The organism is Marinobacter sp. L-13 (genome assembly GCF_056857715.1).
In genome coordinates this window covers 25,069-45,848 of sequence record NZ_JBSXNQ010000051.1, presented here as the reverse complement: position 1 = coordinate 45,848, position 20,780 = coordinate 25,069, and the positions used below count along the sequence as shown (strand labels likewise).

The 20,780-nt window shown below is 60.0% G+C and carries 21 protein-coding genes; 11 read left to right on the top strand and 10 right to left on the bottom strand.

Translation table 11 applies throughout. The features are described from left to right. The first annotated feature begins 56 nt into the window (after positions 1 to 56). Both AC13DD_RS09130 and AC13DD_RS09125 read left to right on the top strand, forming a co-directional pair. A complete protein-coding gene (locus AC13DD_RS09130) occupies positions 57 to 1,352 on the top strand; it encodes a pyridoxal phosphate-dependent aminotransferase (RefSeq protein WP_008173357.1) in 1,296 nt (431 codons plus the stop codon). Between the two features lie 56 nt (positions 1,353 to 1,408). Beyond that, positions 1,409 to 2,233, top strand: a complete 825-nt coding sequence (locus tag AC13DD_RS09125) for an inositol monophosphatase family protein (protein WP_008173359.1) — start codon at positions 1,409 to 1,411, stop codon at positions 2,231 to 2,233. Positions 2,234 to 2,640: 407 nt separating this feature from the next. Here AC13DD_RS09125 and slmA read toward each other — a convergent pair whose 3' ends face one another. The 9 genes from slmA to AC13DD_RS09080 all read right to left on the bottom strand — a co-directional run bounded on the left by slmA (position 2,641) and on the right by AC13DD_RS09080 (position 11,187). Further along, positions 2,641 to 3,228 (bottom strand): nucleoid occlusion factor SlmA, encoded by a 588-nt coding sequence (gene slmA / locus AC13DD_RS09120; RefSeq protein ID WP_008173360.1) that lies wholly within the window; start codon positions 3,226 to 3,228, stop codon positions 2,641 to 2,643. A 90-nt stretch (positions 3,229 to 3,318) separates the two neighbouring features. After that, the gene (locus tag AC13DD_RS09115; RefSeq protein WP_092030486.1) at positions 3,319 to 4,128 is read right to left on the bottom strand and encodes a thiazole synthase; all 810 of its coding nucleotides are present in this window, start codon (positions 4,126 to 4,128) and stop codon (positions 3,319 to 3,321) included. 72 nt (positions 4,129 to 4,200) lie between these two features. Further along, positions 4,201 to 4,401: a sulfur carrier protein ThiS gene (gene thiS / locus AC13DD_RS09110; protein WP_064229836.1), complete on the bottom strand. Its 201-nt coding sequence runs from the start codon at positions 4,399 to 4,401 to the stop codon at positions 4,201 to 4,203. A gap of 26 nt (positions 4,402 to 4,427) precedes the next feature. Beyond that, a complete protein-coding gene (locus tag AC13DD_RS09105) occupies positions 4,428 to 4,787 on the bottom strand; it encodes a DUF423 domain-containing protein (protein ID WP_092030488.1) in 360 nt (119 codons plus the stop codon). A 43-nt stretch (positions 4,788 to 4,830) separates the two neighbouring features. After that, entirely contained in the window at positions 4,831 to 5,631 is an 801-nt protein-coding gene (locus AC13DD_RS09100) for a symmetrical bis(5'-nucleosyl)-tetraphosphatase (protein WP_092030489.1), read from the bottom strand. Beyond that, positions 5,624 to 6,454: a 16S rRNA (adenine(1518)-N(6)/adenine(1519)-N(6))-dimethyltransferase RsmA gene (gene rsmA, locus AC13DD_RS09095; protein WP_008173367.1), complete on the bottom strand. Its 831-nt coding sequence runs from the start codon at positions 6,452 to 6,454 to the stop codon at positions 5,624 to 5,626. The genes AC13DD_RS09100 and rsmA overlap by 8 nt, the downstream gene beginning before the upstream one ends. Then, positions 6,451 to 7,461 (bottom strand): 4-hydroxythreonine-4-phosphate dehydrogenase PdxA, encoded by a 1,011-nt coding sequence (gene pdxA / locus AC13DD_RS09090; protein ID WP_104270819.1) that lies wholly within the window; start codon positions 7,459 to 7,461, stop codon positions 6,451 to 6,453. Before pdxA ends, rsmA begins: the two co-directional genes overlap by 4 nt. After that, positions 7,461 to 8,801 carry a peptidylprolyl isomerase gene (locus tag AC13DD_RS09085; RefSeq protein ID WP_014578479.1) on the bottom strand — a complete coding sequence of 447 codons (1,341 nt, stop codon included), beginning with the start codon at positions 8,799 to 8,801 and terminating at the stop codon, positions 7,461 to 7,463. The genes pdxA and AC13DD_RS09085 overlap by 1 nt, the downstream gene beginning before the upstream one ends. A 64-nt stretch (positions 8,802 to 8,865) precedes the next feature. Continuing rightward, positions 8,866 to 11,187 (bottom strand): LPS-assembly protein LptD, encoded by a 2,322-nt coding sequence (locus AC13DD_RS09080; protein WP_482931082.1) that lies wholly within the window; start codon positions 11,185 to 11,187, stop codon positions 8,866 to 8,868. 243 nt (positions 11,188 to 11,430) lie between these two features. On the opposite strand from AC13DD_RS09080, the gene AC13DD_RS09075 reads away from it, so the two are divergent. From AC13DD_RS09075 to AC13DD_RS09065, 3 genes are read left to right on the top strand one after another with little or no spacing between them, the layout of a single operon-like run. Beyond that, positions 11,431 to 12,489: an aminoglycoside phosphotransferase family protein gene (locus AC13DD_RS09075; protein WP_008173378.1), complete on the top strand. Its 1,059-nt coding sequence runs from the start codon at positions 11,431 to 11,433 to the stop codon at positions 12,487 to 12,489. After that, complete coding sequence (gene murU, locus AC13DD_RS09070) at positions 12,486 to 13,184, top strand: N-acetylmuramate alpha-1-phosphate uridylyltransferase MurU (RefSeq protein ID WP_039881997.1); 699 nt, start codon at positions 12,486 to 12,488, stop codon at positions 13,182 to 13,184. The genes AC13DD_RS09075 and murU overlap by 4 nt, the downstream gene beginning before the upstream one ends. Next, complete coding sequence (locus AC13DD_RS09065) at positions 13,171 to 13,929, top strand: DnaJ domain-containing protein (RefSeq protein WP_039881998.1); 759 nt, start codon at positions 13,171 to 13,173, stop codon at positions 13,927 to 13,929. The genes murU and AC13DD_RS09065 overlap by 14 nt, the downstream gene beginning before the upstream one ends. Here AC13DD_RS09065 and AC13DD_RS09060 read toward each other — a convergent pair. Beyond that, positions 13,926 to 14,879: a DUF3530 family protein gene (locus AC13DD_RS09060; protein WP_008173383.1), complete on the bottom strand. Its 954-nt coding sequence runs from the start codon at positions 14,877 to 14,879 to the stop codon at positions 13,926 to 13,928. The two genes, AC13DD_RS09065 and AC13DD_RS09060, sit on opposite strands and share 4 nt — an antisense overlap. A 117-nt stretch (positions 14,880 to 14,996) precedes the next feature. Between AC13DD_RS09060 and rpe the strand changes: the two genes are divergently transcribed. From rpe to trpC, 6 genes are all read left to right on the top strand, one after another. After that, entirely contained in the window at positions 14,997 to 15,683 is a 687-nt protein-coding gene (gene rpe, locus AC13DD_RS09055; protein ID WP_008173385.1) for a ribulose-phosphate 3-epimerase, read from the top strand. Then, complete coding sequence (locus AC13DD_RS09050; RefSeq protein WP_008173387.1) at positions 15,680 to 16,369, top strand: phosphoglycolate phosphatase; 690 nt, start codon at positions 15,680 to 15,682, stop codon at positions 16,367 to 16,369. Before rpe ends, AC13DD_RS09050 begins: the two co-directional genes overlap by 4 nt. A 232-nt stretch (positions 16,370 to 16,601) precedes the next feature. Next, positions 16,602 to 18,089 carry an anthranilate synthase component I gene (trpE, locus tag AC13DD_RS09045; RefSeq protein WP_039882005.1) on the top strand — a complete coding sequence of 496 codons (1,488 nt, stop codon included), beginning with the start codon at positions 16,602 to 16,604 and terminating at the stop codon, positions 18,087 to 18,089. A gap of 16 nt (positions 18,090 to 18,105) precedes the next feature. Then, positions 18,106 to 18,687 (top strand): aminodeoxychorismate/anthranilate synthase component II, encoded by a 582-nt coding sequence (locus AC13DD_RS09040; protein ID WP_008173393.1) that lies wholly within the window; start codon positions 18,106 to 18,108, stop codon positions 18,685 to 18,687. 11 nt (positions 18,688 to 18,698) lie between these two features. After that, on the top strand, positions 18,699 to 19,727 hold the full coding sequence (gene trpD / locus AC13DD_RS09035) for an anthranilate phosphoribosyltransferase (RefSeq protein WP_108018454.1): 1,029 nt from the start codon (positions 18,699 to 18,701) through the stop codon (positions 19,725 to 19,727). A 166-nt stretch (positions 19,728 to 19,893) separates the two neighbouring features. Beyond that, a complete protein-coding gene (gene trpC / locus AC13DD_RS09030) occupies positions 19,894 to 20,715 on the top strand; it encodes an indole-3-glycerol phosphate synthase TrpC (protein WP_053113156.1) in 822 nt (273 codons plus the stop codon). Positions 20,716 to 20,780 lie beyond the last annotated feature (65 nt).

Here is a 20,780-nt window from a genome sequence, read left to right as displayed (position 1 = left end):
GATATGTTTGGGTTTCCTATACTGACGGGGTCATTTCCAACCAACAGACAGGGACAATGGACATCCAAAACGACCACCGTTACGCGATCAACCTGAACGTCCGGGGTATTCAGCCCTCGGCCACCCTTCGAATCAATGAGCTGAGCAATCACCTCAAATCCGAGGGCAAGGACATTATCAAACTCGGGCTGGGGCAGTCCCCTTTCCCGGTTCCCGATCGCGTGGTGGAGGCGCTCAAGGAGCACGCCCACGAAAAGGACTATTTGCCGGTAAAAGGGCTCAAAGGCTTACGCGAGGCAATCGCCGGCTATATTCGCCGGAGTGAGCGCATGCACTGCACCTGGGAAGACGTGCTGATTGGCCCGGGCTCCAAGGAACTGCTGTTCATGCTGCAGCTGGCCTACTATGGTGATCTGCTGATCCCGCGTCCGAGCTGGGTCTCCTATGCCCCGCAAGCCCGGATCATCGGCCGCTCGGTTCACTGGCTGCCAACCCATGCCGAGAACAACTGGCAGCTTACCGCCGAAGAGCTGGATATCATCTGTCGGGATGATCCCTCGCGGCCCCGGATTTTGATCCTGAACTACCCGTCCAACCCCACCGGCTGCACCTACACCGACGACCAGCTACTGGCCATTGCCAATGTGGCCCGAAAATACCGGCTGATCCTGCTCTCCGATGAGATCTACGGTGAGGTGCATTTCGAGGGCAGGCACAAATCCATTGCCCGGTATTACCCGGAAGGCACCATCATCAGTACCGGCCTCAGTAAATGGGCCGGTGCCGGCGGCTGGCGCCTTGGCACATTCATTTTCCCCCGGGAACTGAGGCCCCTGCAGGACGCCATGGCCATCATCGCCAGTGAAACCTACACCGCGACGAGCGCGCCGATCCAACACGCGGCCATTGCAGCGTTCAATGGCGGTGACGACATCGACGAATACCTTAAACAGTCCCGTCGGGTGCTGAAGGTTGTTGGCGAGTACATGCACCGTCGACTGAGCGACATGGGCGCGGTAGTCCAGAAACCGGAAGGCGCGTTCTACCTGTTCCCGGACTTCTCCGGCTTCCGCGAACAACTGGCCAGTAAAGACATCAAGACCAGCCAGGCCCTCTGCCAGGCCCTGCTGGAAAACACCGGCGTGGCCATCCTGCCGGCCAGCGATTTTGGCTTCGTGCCGGATCATCTGGCGGCGCGCCTGGCCTTCGTCGACTTCGACGGCGCCGAATCGTTAGAGCTCGCCGGCGGCGACTATGCCGAACAGGAATTGGGCGACGACTTCGTGAAACAGGCTTGCCCGCGGCTGGTCACCGCCATGGACAAGATGGAGCAGTGGCTGAACAGCCTCTGATCCCGCCGTGTTAGACTGGCGCCCTCATTCTCTAACGGGATATCAACGGGGGCGCCATGTCTGATTCAGTTTCTCTGCTCGAGATTACCGACTTTGCCGAAAACCTGGCCCGCGAGGCCGGCGAACTGATTCGCCGCGAGCGGGACAACAACGCCCTGCGCACCGATTACAAACATCAGACCGAGCTGGTAACCCACGCCGACGTGATGGCGGACGAATTCATCACAGGCGCCATCCGCAAACGCTTCCCCGGCCACCGGATTCTCTCGGAAGAGACCATGCCCGACCTTAGCCAGGCCGAAGAGCTGGATACACCCCTCTGGATCGTCGACCCCATCGATGGCACCGTGAACTATGCCTATGGCCATCCCCAGGTAGCCGTCTCCATTGCCTATGCCGAAAAAGGTCGGGTTCAGGCCGGTGTGGTGCATGCGCCCTTCCCCGGCGAAACCTTCCGGGCGACCCGCTCAGAGGGCGCCACGCTGAACAACCATCCGATCCGCCACAGCGGCGCCACCGTGCCCCGGGATGCCCTGTTTGCAACCGGCTTCCCCTACACCAAGGACGCCCTGGAACCGCTGGTCAAACGCCTGGATGCAATGATTCACCAATGCCGCGACCTGCGGCGCATCGGTTCCGCGGCACTGGATATCTGCTGGGTGGCCTGTGGCCGACTGGATATCTACTATGAAAACGTCAGCCCATGGGACTTCGCCGCCGCCCGCCTGATCGCCCTGGAAGCAGGCGCCACCGCTGGCCATTTCAGTGAAGTGCCCGACGGTTATCCTGCCGACCTCTGGGGCCGCGATATCCTGATTTCGGCACCGGCTCTTTGGGAGCCTGTTCGGTCTATCCTGCGGTCGGCCTCGGGGTATGACTGATTAGACCTGTGCTCGCCGGTAGATTTTTGGCCGTAGCCTTCCAGCTTTGGGGCTGGCACGGAATGGGAACCTGCTTCCCGGAACCGCTACGAGCACATCCATGTGCGCTTGGCGCCGGCCATCCTTGGCCGTCGACATTCCGGGAAGAAGGTTCCCATCCCCTGCCGGCATTGCAGTGAGATATCGCAGAAATTTGGAAGAAAGATCGGATAGGGCGTAATCGAAAGATATATCTCTAGAGCTGGAGAGGCGCTGTTGGGTGGGGCTTTTACGGAATGTCGGCGGCCATGGATGGCCGGCGCCAAGCGCACATGGATGTGCTCGTAGCGGTTCCGTAAAAGCCCCACCCAACGGCGCCAGACTCCCAAGCCTTCAGGCTACAGAATTTAAAGCAGCCGACTCCAGACTCAACCCCAAACACCCTCGGCAACCAACCCCCAACTCTCGTCGAAGTCAGTAGAAGGCAACCGCGAGAACGAGGAGCGGATAAACCGCTGGATCCGCCCTTCAACAAAAACCAGTACAAAGTCCGCGCCGCGAGCAGACGTCGTCCGGGGCCGCAGGCCCTGGCGGATTTCGCCTTCTTTGAGGGTTTGCCGTACCTGGGTTTCCAGGCGCTCGAAGAACTGGGAGGCACGCTTGCGCAGGGTGTCGTTCTCGCCCATCAAAGCATCACCGGTCAGCACACAACACAGCCCCGGATTGCGTTCAGCAAAGACCAGCACCAGGTGCACCAATTGCTGGAGACGAACCCGCACGTCCTCCTGCTCCTGCAGGATCACCTGACAGCGAGAGAACACGGCCTCTTCAGCGAACTCGATAAGCGCCTCGAACATTTTCCGCTTGCTGGGAAAATGGCGATACAAAGCCGCCTCGGTAACGCCCACGGATTTGGCGAGGCCGGCGGTGGTGATTCGGGCACCCGGATCGGTCTCCAGGAGTTCCACAAGAGCATGAAGAATCGCCTCGCGGCGACTGGGTTTCTGATCAGTCATGGCAGGACAGCAGCGCTCTGATTTATCGTTGTCGGGGCCGGTCGTTCAATGCCAGCCCTCGGTTATCGTTAGTCAGGATTGTGCCCGAGATCAGAAGAAGGTGCCATCAATGGGCGAGGATGCACTGGCATAGAGTTTCTTGGGCATCCGGCCTGCCAGGTAGGCTTCACGGCCCGCTTCGATGGCAAGGCGCATGGCATTGGCCATCTTGATGGGATCTCTGGCCTGGGCAATGGCGGTGTTCATCAATACGCCATCACAGCCCAGTTCCATGGCGATGGTGGCATCCGACGCTGTGCCGACGCCCGCATCCACAAGCACCGGCACCCTGGCGTTCTCGACAATCAGGCGGATGTTGTACCGGTTCTGGATCCCCAGGCCGGAACCTATTGGCGCACCGAGGGGCATGATGGCCACACAGCCCATCTCTTCCAGACGCTTGGCCAGCAATGGATCGTCGGAGCAGTAGACCATGACCTTGAAGCCATCCTTGATCAGCTCCTCGGCCGCCACCAGCGTCTCGGTCATGTTCGGATAAAGGGTTTTCTCCTCACCGAGGACTTCCAGCTTCACCAGATCATGGCCATCCAGGAGCTCCCGGGCCAGCTTGCAGGTGCGTACGGCGTCTTTGGCGGTATAGCAGCCGGCCGTGTTGGGCAGAATGGTATAACTGCTCGGGGAAACCACATCCAGCAGGTTCGGCTCATCCGGATTCTGGCCGAGATTGGTACGACGAACCGCAACGGTGACGATCTCCGCACCGCTGGACTCAATGGCATGTCCGGTTTCCATCATGTCACGATATTTGCCAGTACCGACGAGCAAACGGGACTGGTAAACCCGTCCGGCAATTTCGAGGGGTCTGTCTTCTGGAAGCTGGAGTTCGGATGTCTCTGTCATAGTGTTCCTGAATCGTTTGAATACGGGAGGATGGAAACCGACGTGATCGGTGGGTTAGGCGGAGCGGGCTGTTCAGCCGCCGCCAATAGCGTGAACGACTTCTACACGGTCGCCATCGCTCAGGGTAAATTCCGGGTGCCGGCTGCGTGGCACGATATCCTCGTTCACCTCAACCGCCAGCCGCTTGCCCGCGAGAGCCATCTTCTCAATCAGCGTGGCAATGGTTGCACCATTTGGCAGCTCCATTGCATCGCCATTTACCTGAACCTGCATCGTGACTCCTGACCCTCTGTATTCATCTACTTGTTCCGGCGGAGACCGGAGGTTATTAACAGCGCCCAGCCCACCATGAAACACACCCCGCCGATGGGCGTGATCGGGCCGATCCAGCGGATGTCTGTCAGCACCAGCAGGTAAAGACTGCCACTGAATAACAGGATGCCGGCCAGAAAGAATCCCGCCGACCAACCCAGCAATTTCCTGGGCAGGCCCTGTCCGGCCAGCAATGCCAGCAGAACCAGCGCAATGGAATGATACATTTGATATGTGACGGCGGTCTGGAAAACTTCAAGGCCCCGCTCACTGACCAGATTGCGCAGCCCGTGTGCACCGAAAGCGCCGGCCATCACTGCCACCAGGGCCAGAAAAGCACCTGCCAACAGCGGTAACCGAAGAATCCCTCTCCTGGCCGGTTGTACGGATTCAGCAGTCACAGTGGATCTTTTCTCCCGAATCCAGGTTCATCATGGTCAGTGCGCCACCCCAGACACACCCGGTGTCCAGGCCGATAAAACGGTCACTACCGGTTTTTCCTTCCAGGGCTGCCCAGTGGCCAAACACCACCCGTACATCGTCATTGCGGGGAAAATGAAACCACGGCTGGTAACCTTCCGGCGCGCTGTCGACGCTTTCCTTGGCCGCCAGTTCCAGAGAGCCATCCTCGGCAATAAAGCGCATGCGGGTGAAATAGTTGGTAATGACCCGCCAGCGGTCCATTCCCTGCAGGGACTCGTCCCAGCGCTCGGGCTGATTGCCGTACATGTGGGTAAAGTATTCCTCGGCGGTTTCGCCCCGGATCACGGCTTCAACTTCCCTGGCACACTCCATTGCCTGGCTGACCGTCCAGATATGGGGCAAACCGGCGTGGGTCATCACCAGATTCCGGGCCGGGTCGTGAACACAGAGATTCTGCTGCCGGAGCCAGTTAACCAGCCGCTCGTGATCCGGAGCGTCAAGGATATCGGACAGGGTGTCTTTGCGACGCGTCTGATGACCGCCCAGGGACACCGCCAGCAGATGCAGGTCGTGATTGCCAAGCACGACGACCGCCGAATCCCCAAGGCTCTCGATATATCTCAAGGTTTCCAGCGAAGACGGGCCGCGGTTGATCAAATCACCGGCCACCCATAGACGGTCACGGGAGGGAGAGAAATCCACTTTCTCCAGGACATCCCTGAGACGCTCGTAACAGCCCTGAATATCGCCGATCGCGTAGTCAGTCATCACTTACCTCGTTTGCCGGATTGGCTGCACCCTTCTCGGTAAAAAGCAGGTCGGCAATCGCCACGAAATCGGCCAGCGCGAGGTTCTCCGGTCGCAGACCGTCATTGATGCCAAGGCTCCGGAGCTGTTCGGCCGACACCATGCCGCCCAGTGCCTTGCGGAGAGTTTTCCGCCGGGCGTTAAAGGCTGTGCGGACCACAGCCTGAAGTGTCGTCAAATCCTTCGCCGGGTGTGGCAGGGTCTTGTGAGGCACCAATCGGACAATCGCCGAATCCACCTTGGGCGCCGGTCGGAAAGCGCCGGGCCCAACTTCAAACAGCGGCTGAACCCGGCAGAAATACTGGGTCATGATGCCAAGACGCCCGTAATTGTTGTCACCCGGCACCGCTGCCATTCGTTGAACCACCTCTTTCTGCAGCATGAAGTGCATATCCTGCACAACACCGGCCTGGGACAGCAGGTGGAAAATCAGCGGTGTGGAAATGTTGTACGGCAAATTACCGATGATCCGCAGGGGGCGATCCACCATGAGCTGGCTGAAATCAAACTTGAGTGCGTCCGCCTCGTGAATCCGGAATTCGGGATAGTTGAAGAACTTGGTGCGCAGCACGGGAATCAGGTCCCGATCCAGTTCTACCACCTGGAGCTTCGGGTTCACCGCCAGTATTTCCTCGGTCAGTGCGCCCAGGCCAGGGCCAATCTCCACGATGGCGTCATCAGGTTTCGGGTTAATGGCGCGGATGATCTGCTCTATGACCCCCGGATCATGGAGGAAATTCTGGCCAAACCGTTTTCTGGCCTGATGGCCGGCTTTGTTGCTCACGAACGGGTCTCTTCAATTGCAGATTTTCGACAACGAGCCATTTGCTCGCCTACCTTCAGGGCCGTATGCAGACTGCCGGCATCGGCTCGACCGGTTCCCGCCAGATCCAGAGCCGTACCATGATCCACGGACGTGCGCACAATCGGCAGCCCCAGGGTAATGTTCACCGCACGCCCAAAGCCCTGAAACTTCAGCACCGGCAGCCCCTGGTCATGATACATGGCCAGAACCGCATCGGCCTGGTCGAGCCAGTGCGGAGTAAACAGGGTATCCGCAGGTAAAGGTCCGGTCAGAGAAATGCCTTCGGCACGCAGAGCCTCCAGGGTTGGCTCGATGGTGTCGATTTCCTCCCGACCAAGGTGACCACCTTCGCCGGCATGAGGATTCAGGCCGGCCACCAGTATCCTGGGCCGGGCAACACCGAAGAACTTTTTCAGATCAGCATCGAGAATTCGCGTTACCTGAGTCAGGCGCTCCGGGGTAATGGCGGCGGATACGTCCTTGAGCGGTAAGTGGGTAGTAACAAGCGCAACCCGCAACTCTTCGGTCGCCAGCATCATGACCACACGATCCACACCGCAGAGCTCCTGCAGGAACTCGGTATGGCCGCTGAACGCGATGCCGGCATCGTTGATAACGCCCTTATGGACAGGCGCCGTCACCATGCCGTCAAAATCGCCGCTGAGGCAGCCGTTAGCGGCGACTTCCAGCGTTCTGAGCACATAAGCACCGCTGCCGGTATCCAGTGTGCCCGGTTCATGATTGGCACAACCGTCCACATGCAGAACCGACAGCAGGCCTGCCTCCATTTCCGGCGAATCTCCGGGCTGCCAGGCACGCAGTTCAACCGCCAGGTTCATTTGCTTCGCCCGGGCCTCCAGCAATGGCCCGCTGGCAACCACCACCACACCTGCACTCCGGGCCTCAAGAGCCAGTTGCAGGCACAACTCCGGACCAATGCCGGCAGGTTCGCCGGCCGTCAGTGCCAGCACCACGGGATTACTCATCAGGAGACTGGCTCTTCTTCCGCCGGTTCGTCCTTGGCGTACTCGCCCTTGAACTCGACAAAGGCCTCATCGCGGATCTCCTGAAGCCAGTTCTGCAGTTCGGTCTCAAACTTGCGGCGATAGATGGCCTGGCGGGCCTCGGCGTCGCGCACATCACCGCTGATGTCTTTCTGGCGGCGCTCCTGAACCTGCAGAATGTGCCAGCCAAACTGGGAACGGAACGGCCCGCGCAACTCCCCAATATCAGCATCGAGCATGGCCTGCTCAAACGCCGGCACCATCTGGCCCGGGCTTACCCAGCCCAGATTACCGCCATCGGAGCCAGACACCGGATCATCGGAGTACTCTCTGGCCAGCGCACTGAAGCTGGCTCCATTCTGAAGCTGCTGGTACAGATCCCGAATCACGGTTTCAGCCTGGCTGTCCGTCGTGGCTTCGGAAGGCCGAACCAGAATGTGACGGACACGGTGCTGCTGGATCATCTGCTGCTGCTCGCCGCCTCGCTTGTCCATCACCATTACCAGGTGGAAGCCGCTGTTGTTTTCCAGGACGTCTGAGGGCTCACCCACCGGCAGCTCCGGCACGACCGGAGCAACCAGAGACGGCAGCTGACCCTCGGCACGCCAGCCCATATCGCCACCTTCCAGGGCATTACTGGCATCAGACTCGGCAACAGCCACTTCGCGGAAATCACGGCCATTGGCGATCTCACTGCGCAGCCGCTCGGCTTTCTCCCTTGCGGCATCCACCTCCGCCTCATCAGAGGGGTCGTCTACGCTCACAAAGATGTACGCCAGCCGGTACTGAGCGTTATTCCCTCCACGGGCCTCCAGACTTTCCAGATAGTTTTCAACTTCCCGATCAGTCACCCGAACCCGGTTGCCGACCTGGCGCTGCTGAACCCGGCTGGTCAGCATTTCCTTGCGGATCTGTTCGCGGGCCTGGTTGTAAGTCACGCCTTCGGCTTCGAGCTGGTTTTCAAACTGCGGCAGGCTCATGCCATTGCGTTCGGCAATGTTGGCCATGGTTTCGTTCAACTCGTTATCGCTGATGCGCATACCGGCCCGATCTGCCATCTGCATCTGGATCGATTCGGTGATCAACTGGTCAAGCACACGCTCTTCGAGGACCTGCCTTGGCGGCAGCGCCGTGCCCTGTGCACCAAGGCGACTGGTGATGGTGTTGATTCGGGCCTCCAACTCGGTCTGAAGGATGACATCCTCATCGACGATGGCCACTACCTGGTCCAGCAACTTACGCTCGGCCTGAACAGACAACGGGGCCAGGACGGCTAGAAGAACCAGTAACGCTTGTACACCATGGCGAAGGGTCGCCTTCATAATCACCTCTACAAATAGAATTTGAGCTTTTCTGGCGTTTTGGGGGCCTTAGTCCGGGATCCAGTCAGGGAGTTCCAAAACGACGACGCTCCCTTTCATCAAAACCGTAAATGGCCTCGGAAATACTCGATGAGGCACCATCGCTGCCGCCCAGGCCCTTTAGCTGGATCTGGAACAGTATGCGGCTATCGAGCTCCCGGTCATCAGTCAGATAGTTCTGGTGAACCACCTGAACACTCCAGCAGCAGTTATTGTATTCCAGCCCGGCCAGGGATCCGACGGTTCGATCAAGGTCGGAGTCGTAGACCCAGCGGCCGATCAGACTAACACGGTCCGAGACCGGGAAAACCGCCGCGATATCCGACTGTTCCAGTTCGCCCCGGCTGTAAGTGTGCCCGACACTGGCCAGATACCGGTAGTCAGTGGAGTGAAAGGTTAACTGGCTGCGGCCTTCCTCGGTATCCCCGGTATCAGGATCCCACAATCCGGAGGAGCGGATTTCCAGGGTATCGAGAGGGTTCAGCACGACTTCGCCCGCCAGCGGTGAACGGCTCCGGGTACCGGCACCCTCGCCGAACAACGTCACTTCGCGATCCTCGAAATACTGTACCTGTCCAATACTGAATCGGGCACGCTCCGCACCGGTGAGGAGGTCATTGAAACGGCTGGTCAGGGCAACGGTCAACTGGTTGGCATCGCCTACCCGGTCACCGCCGGTGAACCGGTCCGGTCGAAACAGCTGTTCAAAACGGAAGGTCTGGAGGTCGGTGTCAAAATCCGGGATGTCGTTCTGATCCGGATCGGCATCGGCCCAGGCGTAATAGAGCCGGGGCTCCAGAGTCTGGTTGTAGGGCACATCAAACAGGCGGCTCTGTCGGTCGAAATACAACCCGTTATCCCACTCGGCAACCGGCACGGTGCGATCGAAACTGCCATCCCCCAGCACGTAGTCGTCCAGGTTGTAGCGGGTGTAATCCACGCTTACCGACGGCCGACTGAACCCCCACAACGCCCGCATGGGCAACGCCAGTTCCGGCCGCGCCCGGAAACGCTGCCCGTTGGCCCGATCCAGACCGGTCAGTGCTTCGTTGTCCCGGTAAAACACTGTGTACTGGCTTTCCAGTTTCGCCTCCACAATCCCTGCGCCGGTCTGGCCTGCGTAGATCACTTCCGGCAACTGGGCATAGGGCTTGTCCACATCGGCAATGCGATCACTGATGGTCTGGTAATCGTTGAGGTAGGCATCGAAATACTGCTTGTCGCTTCGGTAGGTAACCCCGCCCTTTCTCTGCAAATGAGTGGCCTGATTGATCTCCAGGCTGCGGTTCAGATCGCTGAGATAGTCCTCATCGCTCACCACGGAAAAATCTCCGTAGCCCCGCCACCCACGGCCAAAGGCAGCCCGGGTTGTGGCATCCAGGGCCCAGCGCTCACCGGATTCACCGGGGTTTTCCTCCTGAAACGCCGAATCGTTGCCGATGTACCCGAGCTGCAGGGTAGTTTCCCCGAGAGAGCTGAGATACCGGCCCTCGACTTCGTTGAACAGGCCCCGGCCATGAATGTACTGGGGCGTCAGCGTCGCGTCGTAATGGGGTGCCAGATTGAAGTAGTAGGGCACGGCAAGAAAGCCACCGCTGCCGGCACTGGAAGAGCCGAACTGCGGATAAAGGAAACCGGACTTGCGGCGATCATCAATAGGAAAGCTTGCCCACGGCCAATAGAACACCGGCACATCCAGGACTTCCAATCGAACGTGTTTGGCGGTACCGAATCCTTGCGCCCGATCCAGCCTGATATCCGAGGCAACGATGGCCCAGTCATTCTGGCTGGGGCCACAGGTGGTCAGAAAGCCATCTGCAATGACGACCTGTTCCTCGCTGATGCGCGACAGGCTGCCTGCACGACCGCGCATTTCCGGACCATGCAGCAGGAATGTCGCAGTGTTGATGTCCAGGCGTCCGCTATCGACGTCGTAGTTCGCGTTCTCACCGGTGAGAAGGAAACCCTCGCCGCGACTGACCAGCGGCCCCTGCACCGATACTGCACCCTCCTGCTGGCTGTAGCGCGCCTCTGAACCGGTTACCTGAAAACCGCCCTGGCGAATGCGGACATCACCCTGAAGAAACAGCGTCCGGTCAATCTCGTAGCGGGCGTTCAAGCCGCTGGCTTCCAACGGTTGCTCGGAATCGCTGCCAACGGCAAACGCACTGCCAACGCCATTGGCGCGACCGGAAGGCAGATACCCCCCTTCGCAGAAAAGGGGCAACGAAGCCCGGGCCTCGGCTGGCAGCTCTGCTCTGGGCCGCCAATCTATTTCCGCCGCAGACGGCGGTGTCTGGGCATGCCCATCCGTAACGCCTAACCCAAAAACCGCGGCCAGCAACACACGGCCATACCGGCTCTGCCACCGGGTTTCCGGCGATTGCAGTGGGCGTTCGGGACATGGCACGGTGGCTGGATCCTGTTCCGGGTGAATTGGAGGACGGGCAATAATAAACGCCGCCTAGTTTACACGTGCCCTGACGGGTTGTTAACGGAAACTCCGCTGCAAAACCGATTTACCCTCTTTATACTCGTCTGCTAACTTTCGCTGTCAGCGACAACTTTTTTCAGGATCGCAACCCGAACTATGGATACCCGCCTGCAGTTGCTGACCAACTGGGTCAGACAATTTCCCGGCTTCGAACAGTGCGAAGCCGAACCGGTTTCCGGCGATGCCAGTTTTCGCCGTTATTTCCGGGTCTGGCAGCACGCAAATCCGACGACCGCTACCGGGGACGGTGCACCGTTTATCGTGATGGATGCGCCCCCGGAACATGAAGACTGCGAGCCCTTCGTGGCCATCGCCCGGCACTGGCACCGCCAAGGTATTGCGGTGCCGGACATTGTGCAGGCTGATCTGAAGCAGGGCTTCCTGCTACTGGAGGATTTTGGCGACCAGCTGATGCTTGGCCGACTGAACACCGAGTCCGCAGACCAGCTCTACAGGAACGCCCTGCAAGAGCTGACCCTGATCGCGAGCCAGACTTCCCCCAGTGATTACCCGCTACCGCCTTACGATGCCACCCTGCTTGAGCGGGAAATGGCGCTGTTCCCGGACTGGCTTCTGGAGAGGCATCTGGGCATGAACCTGGAAAACAGCGAGCGGGCCCTGCTGGACACGACCTTTTCCATGCTGCGGGAAAGCGCCCTGGCTCAACCCGAAGTGACGGTCCATCGGGACTACCATTCCCGAAACCTGCTGGTTCGCCAAGACCAACCTCGCCCGGGTGTCATCGATTTCCAGGATGCGGTTACTGGGCCCGTCACTTACGATGTGGTCTCGCTGCTGAAAGACTGCTACATCCAATGGCCAGAGAAGCGCATCTGCGAGTGGCTGGAAGACTACCGCCAGAGCAGCCTCGAGGCTGGCCTGCATCGTGCGGACCCGGAGACCTTCCGCCAGTGGTTTGAACTGATGGGCATGCAGCGGCACCTGAAAGCTGCCGGCATTTTTGCCCGGCTATCGATCCGCGATGGCAAGCACGGCTATCTCAAGGACATTCCCCGAACCGTTCAGTACCTGATCGTTGCCAGCGGTCGACAGCCAGCCCTGCGACACTTCCACGAATGGCTGAGCGATACGGTTATGCCCCGGATCGAGACGAGCATCGGCTCGGCCCCGGGTCAGGAGCGCTTGCCCCAGTGAAGGCTATGATTCTCGCAGCCGGCAAAGGTGAACGCATGCGGCCACTGACGCTGGCCACACCAAAGCCCCTGTTAAGGGCCGCTGGCAAACCTCTGATCACCTATCATCTGGAGCACCTGCGGCGGGCGGGAATCCGTGAGGTGGTGATCAATCATGCCTGGCTGGGCGACCAGATTGAGGAAACCCTGGGAAACGGCGAAGGGTTCGGGCTATCCATTCAATATTCCCGTGAAGGCGAGCCGCTGGAAACCGCCGGTGGCATCGTGCGCGCTCTGCCTCTGCTTGCCGGTGACAAATCTGACTGGTTTCTGGCGATCAACGGCGATATCTGGAGCGATTTCGACCTGTCTCGACTGACACCGCCGCCTGACGCAGACGCCCTGCTGGTGGTCACCAGCAATCCGCCACACCATCCGGAAGGTGACTTTCACCTCACTGACCAGGGAGTACTCCATAGCGATGGCCCGGACAAGCTGACCTTCACCGGCATTAGCCTGTTACACCAGCGACTGTTCGAAGGCCTGACCGACCGGTCCGGAAAGCTCGGGCCTGTGCTGCGCAACGCCATGGGCGAAGGCCGCGTGAAAGGCCTTTATCACCGGGGACAATGGGTGGACGTCGGCACCCCGGAACGCCTCCAGGCGCTGGACAGGCAACTGGGCAACAGGGAATCTGAAAGCCATGGCAGGGAGTAAACGACAACCGGTGCTGCCGGCACGGATGGACGCCGAGTTTTCCAGCCTGATGCGGGAACTCTCAGCCTGCGGCCATCAGGCACCCGCGCTTATCGAGCGCGCCCATCTGCCCCGCTGGTGCAGGCGCCCCCTGTTCTTCTTCCTCGGTTATATCGCCAAAGCAGAGGGGCGAGTGACCGAAGCCGACATTGGCTATGCAGAATCCCTGATCAAGGCCATGAGGCTGTCGAAGCGTCAGCGACGGCGCGCCATTGGCTGGTTCCAGGACGGCAAGTCAGCCGGGCAACTGCCTTTCATCCGCGGGTTGGCCATGCGCCTGTCCCGCCGGCTATGGCCTTCCCCGGCCCTGAAAACCGCCATCTGTCTGTGCCACGCCAGTCAACTGAACGGCCGGCCCGCCAAACCCAGGCGCTATCGCTGCGAGGATGCCATTGACCAGATTGGCCTACCGGTTAGCATCAGCGAGGACATCTTCGACAGCTATGCCAGCAAGGTATGGACCCGGCATAGCGAGAATCTCTCAAGACCCACCAGTTATCAGCAGGCCTGCGAGCTGTTGGGGGTCACCCGGCGGGATTCACTGGAGGTGATCAAGCGGGCCTACCGCAAGAAGGTATCCGAGTGCCATCCGGACAAGCTGGCCCAACAGCAGGTCAGCCCCCGCGAGCATGCACTGGCCAAGGATCGTCTGCTTCACTATCAGCAGGCCTGGGAACTGATCAAGCGCCACAACACCGTCCGCTAGTCCTGGCGGGACTCCAGCCATGCAGCAACGCGGCTGGCAATCCCATCGCCCAGGGTTCCGGGCGCTGGCGTGAGCCAGGGAATCGGTTGTCGCTCAAAGCCACTCATCCCGGCCCGGCGCAACCTCATTCCCATACTCCATTTCGTTTGATCATCAGCGGCTCCGGACGGATAAAGCTCCAGCAATTTCGTGCTCAGCGACTCCAGACGTTCGGGCAGATCTGGACGGTCAACGGGGTAAAACTGGGAAGCCACCCAGATAAGCGCAGCGGCATCAGCCCCCTCCAGTACCTGGTTGGTCACGTGTATGCTGGCTCGCCCGACTCCCAGAACAGCCGGTGTTTCATAGCCCCGCTCAGCCAACTGGGCCAGCCCTGCCTGGAGCGTCTGGCTGATCCGGCTTCGGTAGCGCGCCTCAAGATCATCGGCACTCTCTGAAGCCATGATATCGATCATGACCGATTCCGGTGCTTCCTGCTCACCCGCCTCCGTTTCCGCCGATGGTTCTTCTACCACCGGCCGCATCAGGATTTCACTCAGAACCGGTGAGGGCGACTCCAGGCCAAGGGTGAGCACGGCCCAGCCCCTGGAAGCCAGCCCCGCTGCCAGTGAGCCGGTTACCCCGGAAGCGGCAGTTTCACCTTCTTCCGACAGAACCAGCACCGCACCGCGAGCCGGCAACCTGGCTTCCGGGTAGAACAGGCCCAGCGCCCTATCACCCTCCTCAAGCTCCAGCCATACCGCTGATTCGGGAAAACGCTGGATCAGGGAGCGTTCGCCGGTGCCTGTCCAGATCAGGGCCCGACTCGCAGACTCTGACGCCTCGACGCCTTCGGCCTCACCGGCCGTCCCGCTCTCTTCCTGCCCGAGGGTGATGGACGGTGCGACACACATCAGCGCCAGGACAAAAAACCAGAACACGCCGGGCCGGTAAATCTCGAATCTCTGCACAGATACTGATCCTTTGACTGCGAAAAAACGCCACTGAGCTGTTAGACTAGCAGCCATCCTGAATGTGCGGCAGGGACCGCTGACCAAGCCATTATCCATTGTTGTGAGAGAGCCGTCATGAACCCTTACCTGATTGCCCCATCCATCCTGTCCGCCGATTTTGCCCGTCTTGGCGAGGAAGTCGATAACGTGCTGGCCGCCGGCGCCGACGTGGTGCACTTCGATGTGATGGACAATCACTACGTACCCAACCTCACCATTGGCCCCATGGTCTGCGAGGCGCTGCGCAAGCACGGCGTGACCGCCCCCATCGATGTGCACCTGATGGTGTCGCCGGTGGACGACCTCATCCGTATGTTTATCGACGCCGGGGCCAGTTACATTACCTTCCACCCGGAAGCGACCAACCACATTGATCGCTCACTGCAGCTGATCCGCGACGGTGGCTGCCAGGCGGGCCTGGTGTTCAACCCGGCCACGCCGCTGCATTATATGGATCATGTGATGGACAAACTGGACATGGTGCTGATGATGTCGGTAAACCCCGGCTTCGGTGGCCAGAAGTTCATTCCCGGCACGCTCGACAAACTCCGGGAGGCCCGCAAGCGCATCGATGCCAGTAACTACAATATCCGCCTGGAAATCGACGGTGGCGTGAAGACCGAGAACATCCGGGAAATCGCCGAGGCCGGTGCCGACACCTTCGTGGCGGGATCTGCCATCTTTAACACCGACGACTATAAAACCACCATTGATGCCATGCGCGAAGAACTGGAGCAGGCCCGCAGGGTGATCAGCCAATGAGCCTGGCAGGGCTGTTCAATCCACGCTGGCCGGGGATTGCCCTGTTTGATCTCGACGGCACCCTGGTGGACAGTGCACCGGATCTGGCGGCCGCCGTGGACCAGATGCTGGCGCATCTTGGGCGCTCACCAGCAGGCATTGACCGGGTACGGAACTGGGTAGGCAATGGCGCCAGCGTTCTGGTGCGCCGGGCCCTGGCCGGCCAGGTGGACTGGGAACCGGCGCGACCAAAAGACGAGGCCCTGTTCAAGGATGCCCTGGCGATTTTCTATCACGCCTACGGCACGCTCAACGGACAGCATTCGGTAGTCTACGCCGGAGTCGAGGCCTGTCTCACGCACCTGAAGAACCAGGGCTGCCGGCTGGGCATCGTCACCAACAAGCCGGAACAGTTTGTGGCACCGCTGCTTGAGCAAATGGGACTGGATCACTGGTTCGACCTGACCGTGGGTGGTGACACCCTGCCGGTCAAGAAACCGGACCCCGCTCCCCTGCTTCATGCCATGGAAACCCTGGGGGGCACCCGCGGAACCACAGTCATGGTAGGCGACTCCGCAGCGGATATTAACGCGGCGCTGGCCGCGGGCATTCCCTGTGTGGCGGTGCGGTACGGGTATAACTACGGGCCTGCGGTGGATACTCTGGGCGCCGACGCGGTTGTTGATTCGCTGGCCGAGCTTTTGTAATCTCACAAGGAACTTACATTGAGCACTTCTTTACGGGAGATTCCTGCCGTGCAGGGACTGAATCTGACTGCAGCGCGAGGCATCCTGACAACCCGCGCAACACGATGGTGGCGATGGCGCACCGGCTGAGCAAGCCCGGAGGCTGACTGGCGTCTGCTGGTCGAGCCCGCAGCACCTGATGGAAGCACAGGCTTTCATCCACAATGCAGATCAGATTTCAGGAAACCGTACCATGACACCCGAGCAATTCACCGAGCTCGCCGACGCCGGCTTTAACCGTATCCCTGTGTATCGTGAGGTACTGGCCGACCTCGACACGCCCCTGAGCACCTACCTCAAACTCGCCAGCGGACCCTATTCCTACCTGTTCGAATCCGTTCAGGGCGGAGAGAAATGGGGCCGGTATTCGATCATCGGCCTGCCCAGTCACGAAGTACTGAAGGTCTTCGACCACCGGGTGGAGATCAGCCGCGGCGGCGAGGTTGTTGAGACCGAGGAAGTGGACGATCCGCTCACCTTTGTCGAAGCCTATCAGAAACGCTTCCATGCACCGGATCTGGATGAGCTGCCCCGCTTTAATGGCGGCCTGGTGGGCTACTTCGGCTACGACACCGTGCGCTACATCGAAAAACGGCTGCGCAAGAGCTGTCCGCCGGACAAAATCGGCACGCCGGACATCCTGCTGATGGTGTCCAACGAGATCGTGGTATTCGACAACCTGCGGGGCAAGCTGCATCTGATTGTCCATGCCGATCCGGCCATTGAGGGCGCCTTCGAAAAGGCGCAGAGCCGCATTGATCAGCTGGAAAACCATCTGCACAGGCAGACCGCTGACGCGCCCCGCACCCCAGAACACCTGCGCGGAAAAGCCGTGGACGAGAGCGACTTTATTTCCGGCTTTACCCAGGACAAATTCGAAGCCGCGGTAGACAAGATCAAGGGCTACGTGCTCGACGGCGATGTCATGCAGACGGTGATATCACAGCGCATGTCGATTCCCTTCGAGGCGCCACCGCTGAACCTGTATCGCTCGCTCAGGGTACTGAATCCTTCCCCTTACATGTATTTCCTGGATTTGGGTGACTTCCACATCGTGGGCTCCTCCCCGGAAATCCTGGCCCGGGTGGAAGACGAGGAAGTGACGGTTCGGCCGATCGCCGGCACCCGCAAGCGCGGCGCCACCGATGCCGAGGACAAGGCGCTGGAAGCAGAACTGCTGGCTGATCCGAAAGAAATTGCCGAGCATCTGATGCTGATCGACCTGGGCCGTAACGATGCCGGCCGGGTGTCGGAAACCGGCACGGTCCGGCTGACCGACAAGATGATCGTGGAGCGCTACTCCCACGTGATGCATATCGTCTCCAACGTGACCGGCCGGCTGAAAGACAACACCAGCTGCCTGGACGTGCTGCGCGCCACCCTGCCCGCCGGCACCCTTAGCGGTGCGCCCAAGATCCGGGCCATGGAGATTATCGACGAACTGGAGCCGGTCAAGCGTGGGGTCTACGGAGGCGCCGTGGGCTATCTGTCGTTCAACGGCAACATGGACACAGCCATTGCCATCCGTACCGCCGTGATCAAGGACAACACCCTGCATATCCAGGCAGGCGCCGGCGTGGTGGCCGATTCGGTGCCCCGCCTCGAGTGGAAGGAAACCATGAACAAGGGCCGCGCCATTTTCCGCGCGGTGGCCATGACCTACAACGATTTCGACCACTGAGGCGGAGGAACAGATTATGTTGCTGATGATCGATAACTACGATTCCTTCACCTACAACGTGGTGCAGTATCTGGCCGAACTGGGTGCCGACGTGCAGGTGCACCGCAACGATGAAATTACCATCGAACAGATTGAAGCCCTGAACCCGGAGCGGCTGGTGATTTCCCCCGGCCCCTGCACCCCGAACGAGGCTGGCATCTCCATGGCGGCCATCCGGCATTTCGCCGGCAAGGTTCCGATCCTGGGCATTTGCCTGGGCCATCAAGCAATTGGCCAGGTCTACGGTGGTGACGTCATCCGCGCCGGCCGGGTCATGCATGGCAAGGTGTCCCCGGTATTCCACAAGGACACCGGCGTGTTCCGGGGCCTGAGCAACCCGCTGCAGGCGACCCGCTACCACAGCCTGGTGATCGACAAGGCCACCCTGCCCGACTGCCTGGAAGTGACCGCCTGGACCCGCAACGACGACGGTTCCATCGAGGAAATCATGGGGGTTCGCCACAAGACCCTGCCCATCGAAGGCGTGCAGTTCCATCCGGAGTCTATTATGACGGAACAGGGCCACGAGCTGCTGCGCAACTTTCTGAGAACACAATAAGAGGCCGACACATGGACATGAAAGAAGCTCTCAACCGCATTGCCTCCAACCTGGACCTTTCCCGGGAGGAAATGAAGGACGTGATGCGTATCGTCATGAACGGCGAGGCCACAGACGCCCAGATCGGCGCTTTTCTCATGGGGTTGCGTCTGAAGAGCGAAACGATTGACGAAATCACCGGCGCCACCGAGGTTATGCGCGAGCTGGCCACCAAGGTTACGGTCAAGGCCGAACCCCTGGTGGACATCGTCGGCACCGGCGGCGATGGCGCCAACCTGTTCAACGTGTCTTCCGCCGCCTCCTTCGTGGTGGCAGCAGCCGGCGGCTTTGTGGCCAAGCACGGCAACCGGGCGGTTTCCTCCAAGAGCGGCAGTGCCGACCTGTTGGAAAAGCTGGGCATCAATCTGAGCATGAAACCGGAAGAGGTGGCCCGCTGCGTCGAGGAAATTGGTGTCGGCTTCATGTTCGCTCCGGCCCACCACGGTGCCATGAAACACGCCATTGGCCCCCGCAAGGAGCTGGGCTGCCGGACCATTTTCAACATCCTGGGCCCGATGACCAACCCGGCGGGCGTTAAACGCCAACTGGTGGGCGTGTTCAACCGGGAGCTGTGCCGCCCGATGGCGGAGGTGCTGCATCGCCTTGGGGCCGAGCACATCATGGTCGTTTGCTCCAAAGACGGCCTGGATGAGATCAGTCTGGCAAGCGCCACCCACGTGGCGGAACTGAAAGACGGCAAGGTCACCGAATACGACATCACCCCGGAGGATCTTGGCATCAAGAGCCAGGCTCTGGTGGGCCTGACCGTGGACACCGCCGACGACTCACTGAAGCTCATCAAAGCAGCTTTCGGTCGTGGGCACGATGAAATGGCCGAGAAAGCCCGGGACCTGATTGCCCTCAATGCTGGCGCAGCGATCTATGTCGCTGGTTTGGCCAAGACGCCGAAAGAGGGTGTGGATATGGCCCTCGACGCCATGGGCTCTGGCCTCGCTGCCGGCAAGATGTCGGAGCTGGCTGATTTTTCTCAGTGCTTTTGATCGACCAAGCCTGCCGGATTTCGGCAGGACGACCCGGTGGGGCAGGGCTTACCAAAACACGCCCGTGAATACGTCCCTGTAGGGCTTGGCGTCAGCCATCCATGGCTGACGACAGTTTTGGCAAGCCCTGCCCCACCGGCTCTCGCTAACTACTTGCAGGCCGCTAATGACTGAACGACATTTGGAAAAGACTCCCACCATTCTTCGCAAGATCGTGGACCGCAAGTGGGAAGAAATTGACGAGCGGAAACCAAGGGTTTCGGTTGCCGACCTGAAAGCCATGGCTGGGGACCAACCAGCAGCCAGAGGCTTCGCCAACGCTCTGCGCAGCCGAATTGAAAAGCAGACTCCCGCTGTTATCGCCGAGATCAAAAAAGCCTCGCCGAGCAAGGGCATTCTGCGAGACCCCTTCGAGCCAGCGGTCATTGCCGAAAGCTACGAGAACGGAGGCGCCGCTTGTCTGTCGGTACTCACCGACCGCGACTTCTTCCAGGGCCACGAGGACTACCTTGTCGCCGCCCGCAATGCCTGCAGTCTGCCCGTGATCCGCAAGGACTTCATGGTCGCGCCCTATCAGGTCTACGAGAGCCGGGCCATTGGCGCCGACTGCATCCTTCTGATCGCCGCCTGCCTGACCAAAGACCAGATGCAAGAGCTGGAAGGTATTGCCCATGAGATCGGGCTGGATGTGTTGGTCGAAGTGCACGATGGCGAGGAACTGGATGATGCGTTGACGCTGACGACGCCTCTGGTCGGCATCAACAACCGCAATCTGCATACCTTCGATGTTTCGCTGGACACCACGTTTGACCTGCATGAGCGGATCTCCCAGGACCGGCTGACCATTACGGAAAGTGGCATCATGACCCGCAGCGACGTAGAAGCGATGACTGCTCGCGGGATTTACGGTTTCCTTGTGGGGGAATCGTTTATGCGGGCGGAAGAGCCTGGCCAGAAACTTCAAGAACTGTTCTTTCCAAAAGGCTAACTCACAAGTTTAAACAGTTCGGCGGGTACGACCTGCCAAAATCGTGCGGAGCCATGGATGGCGGA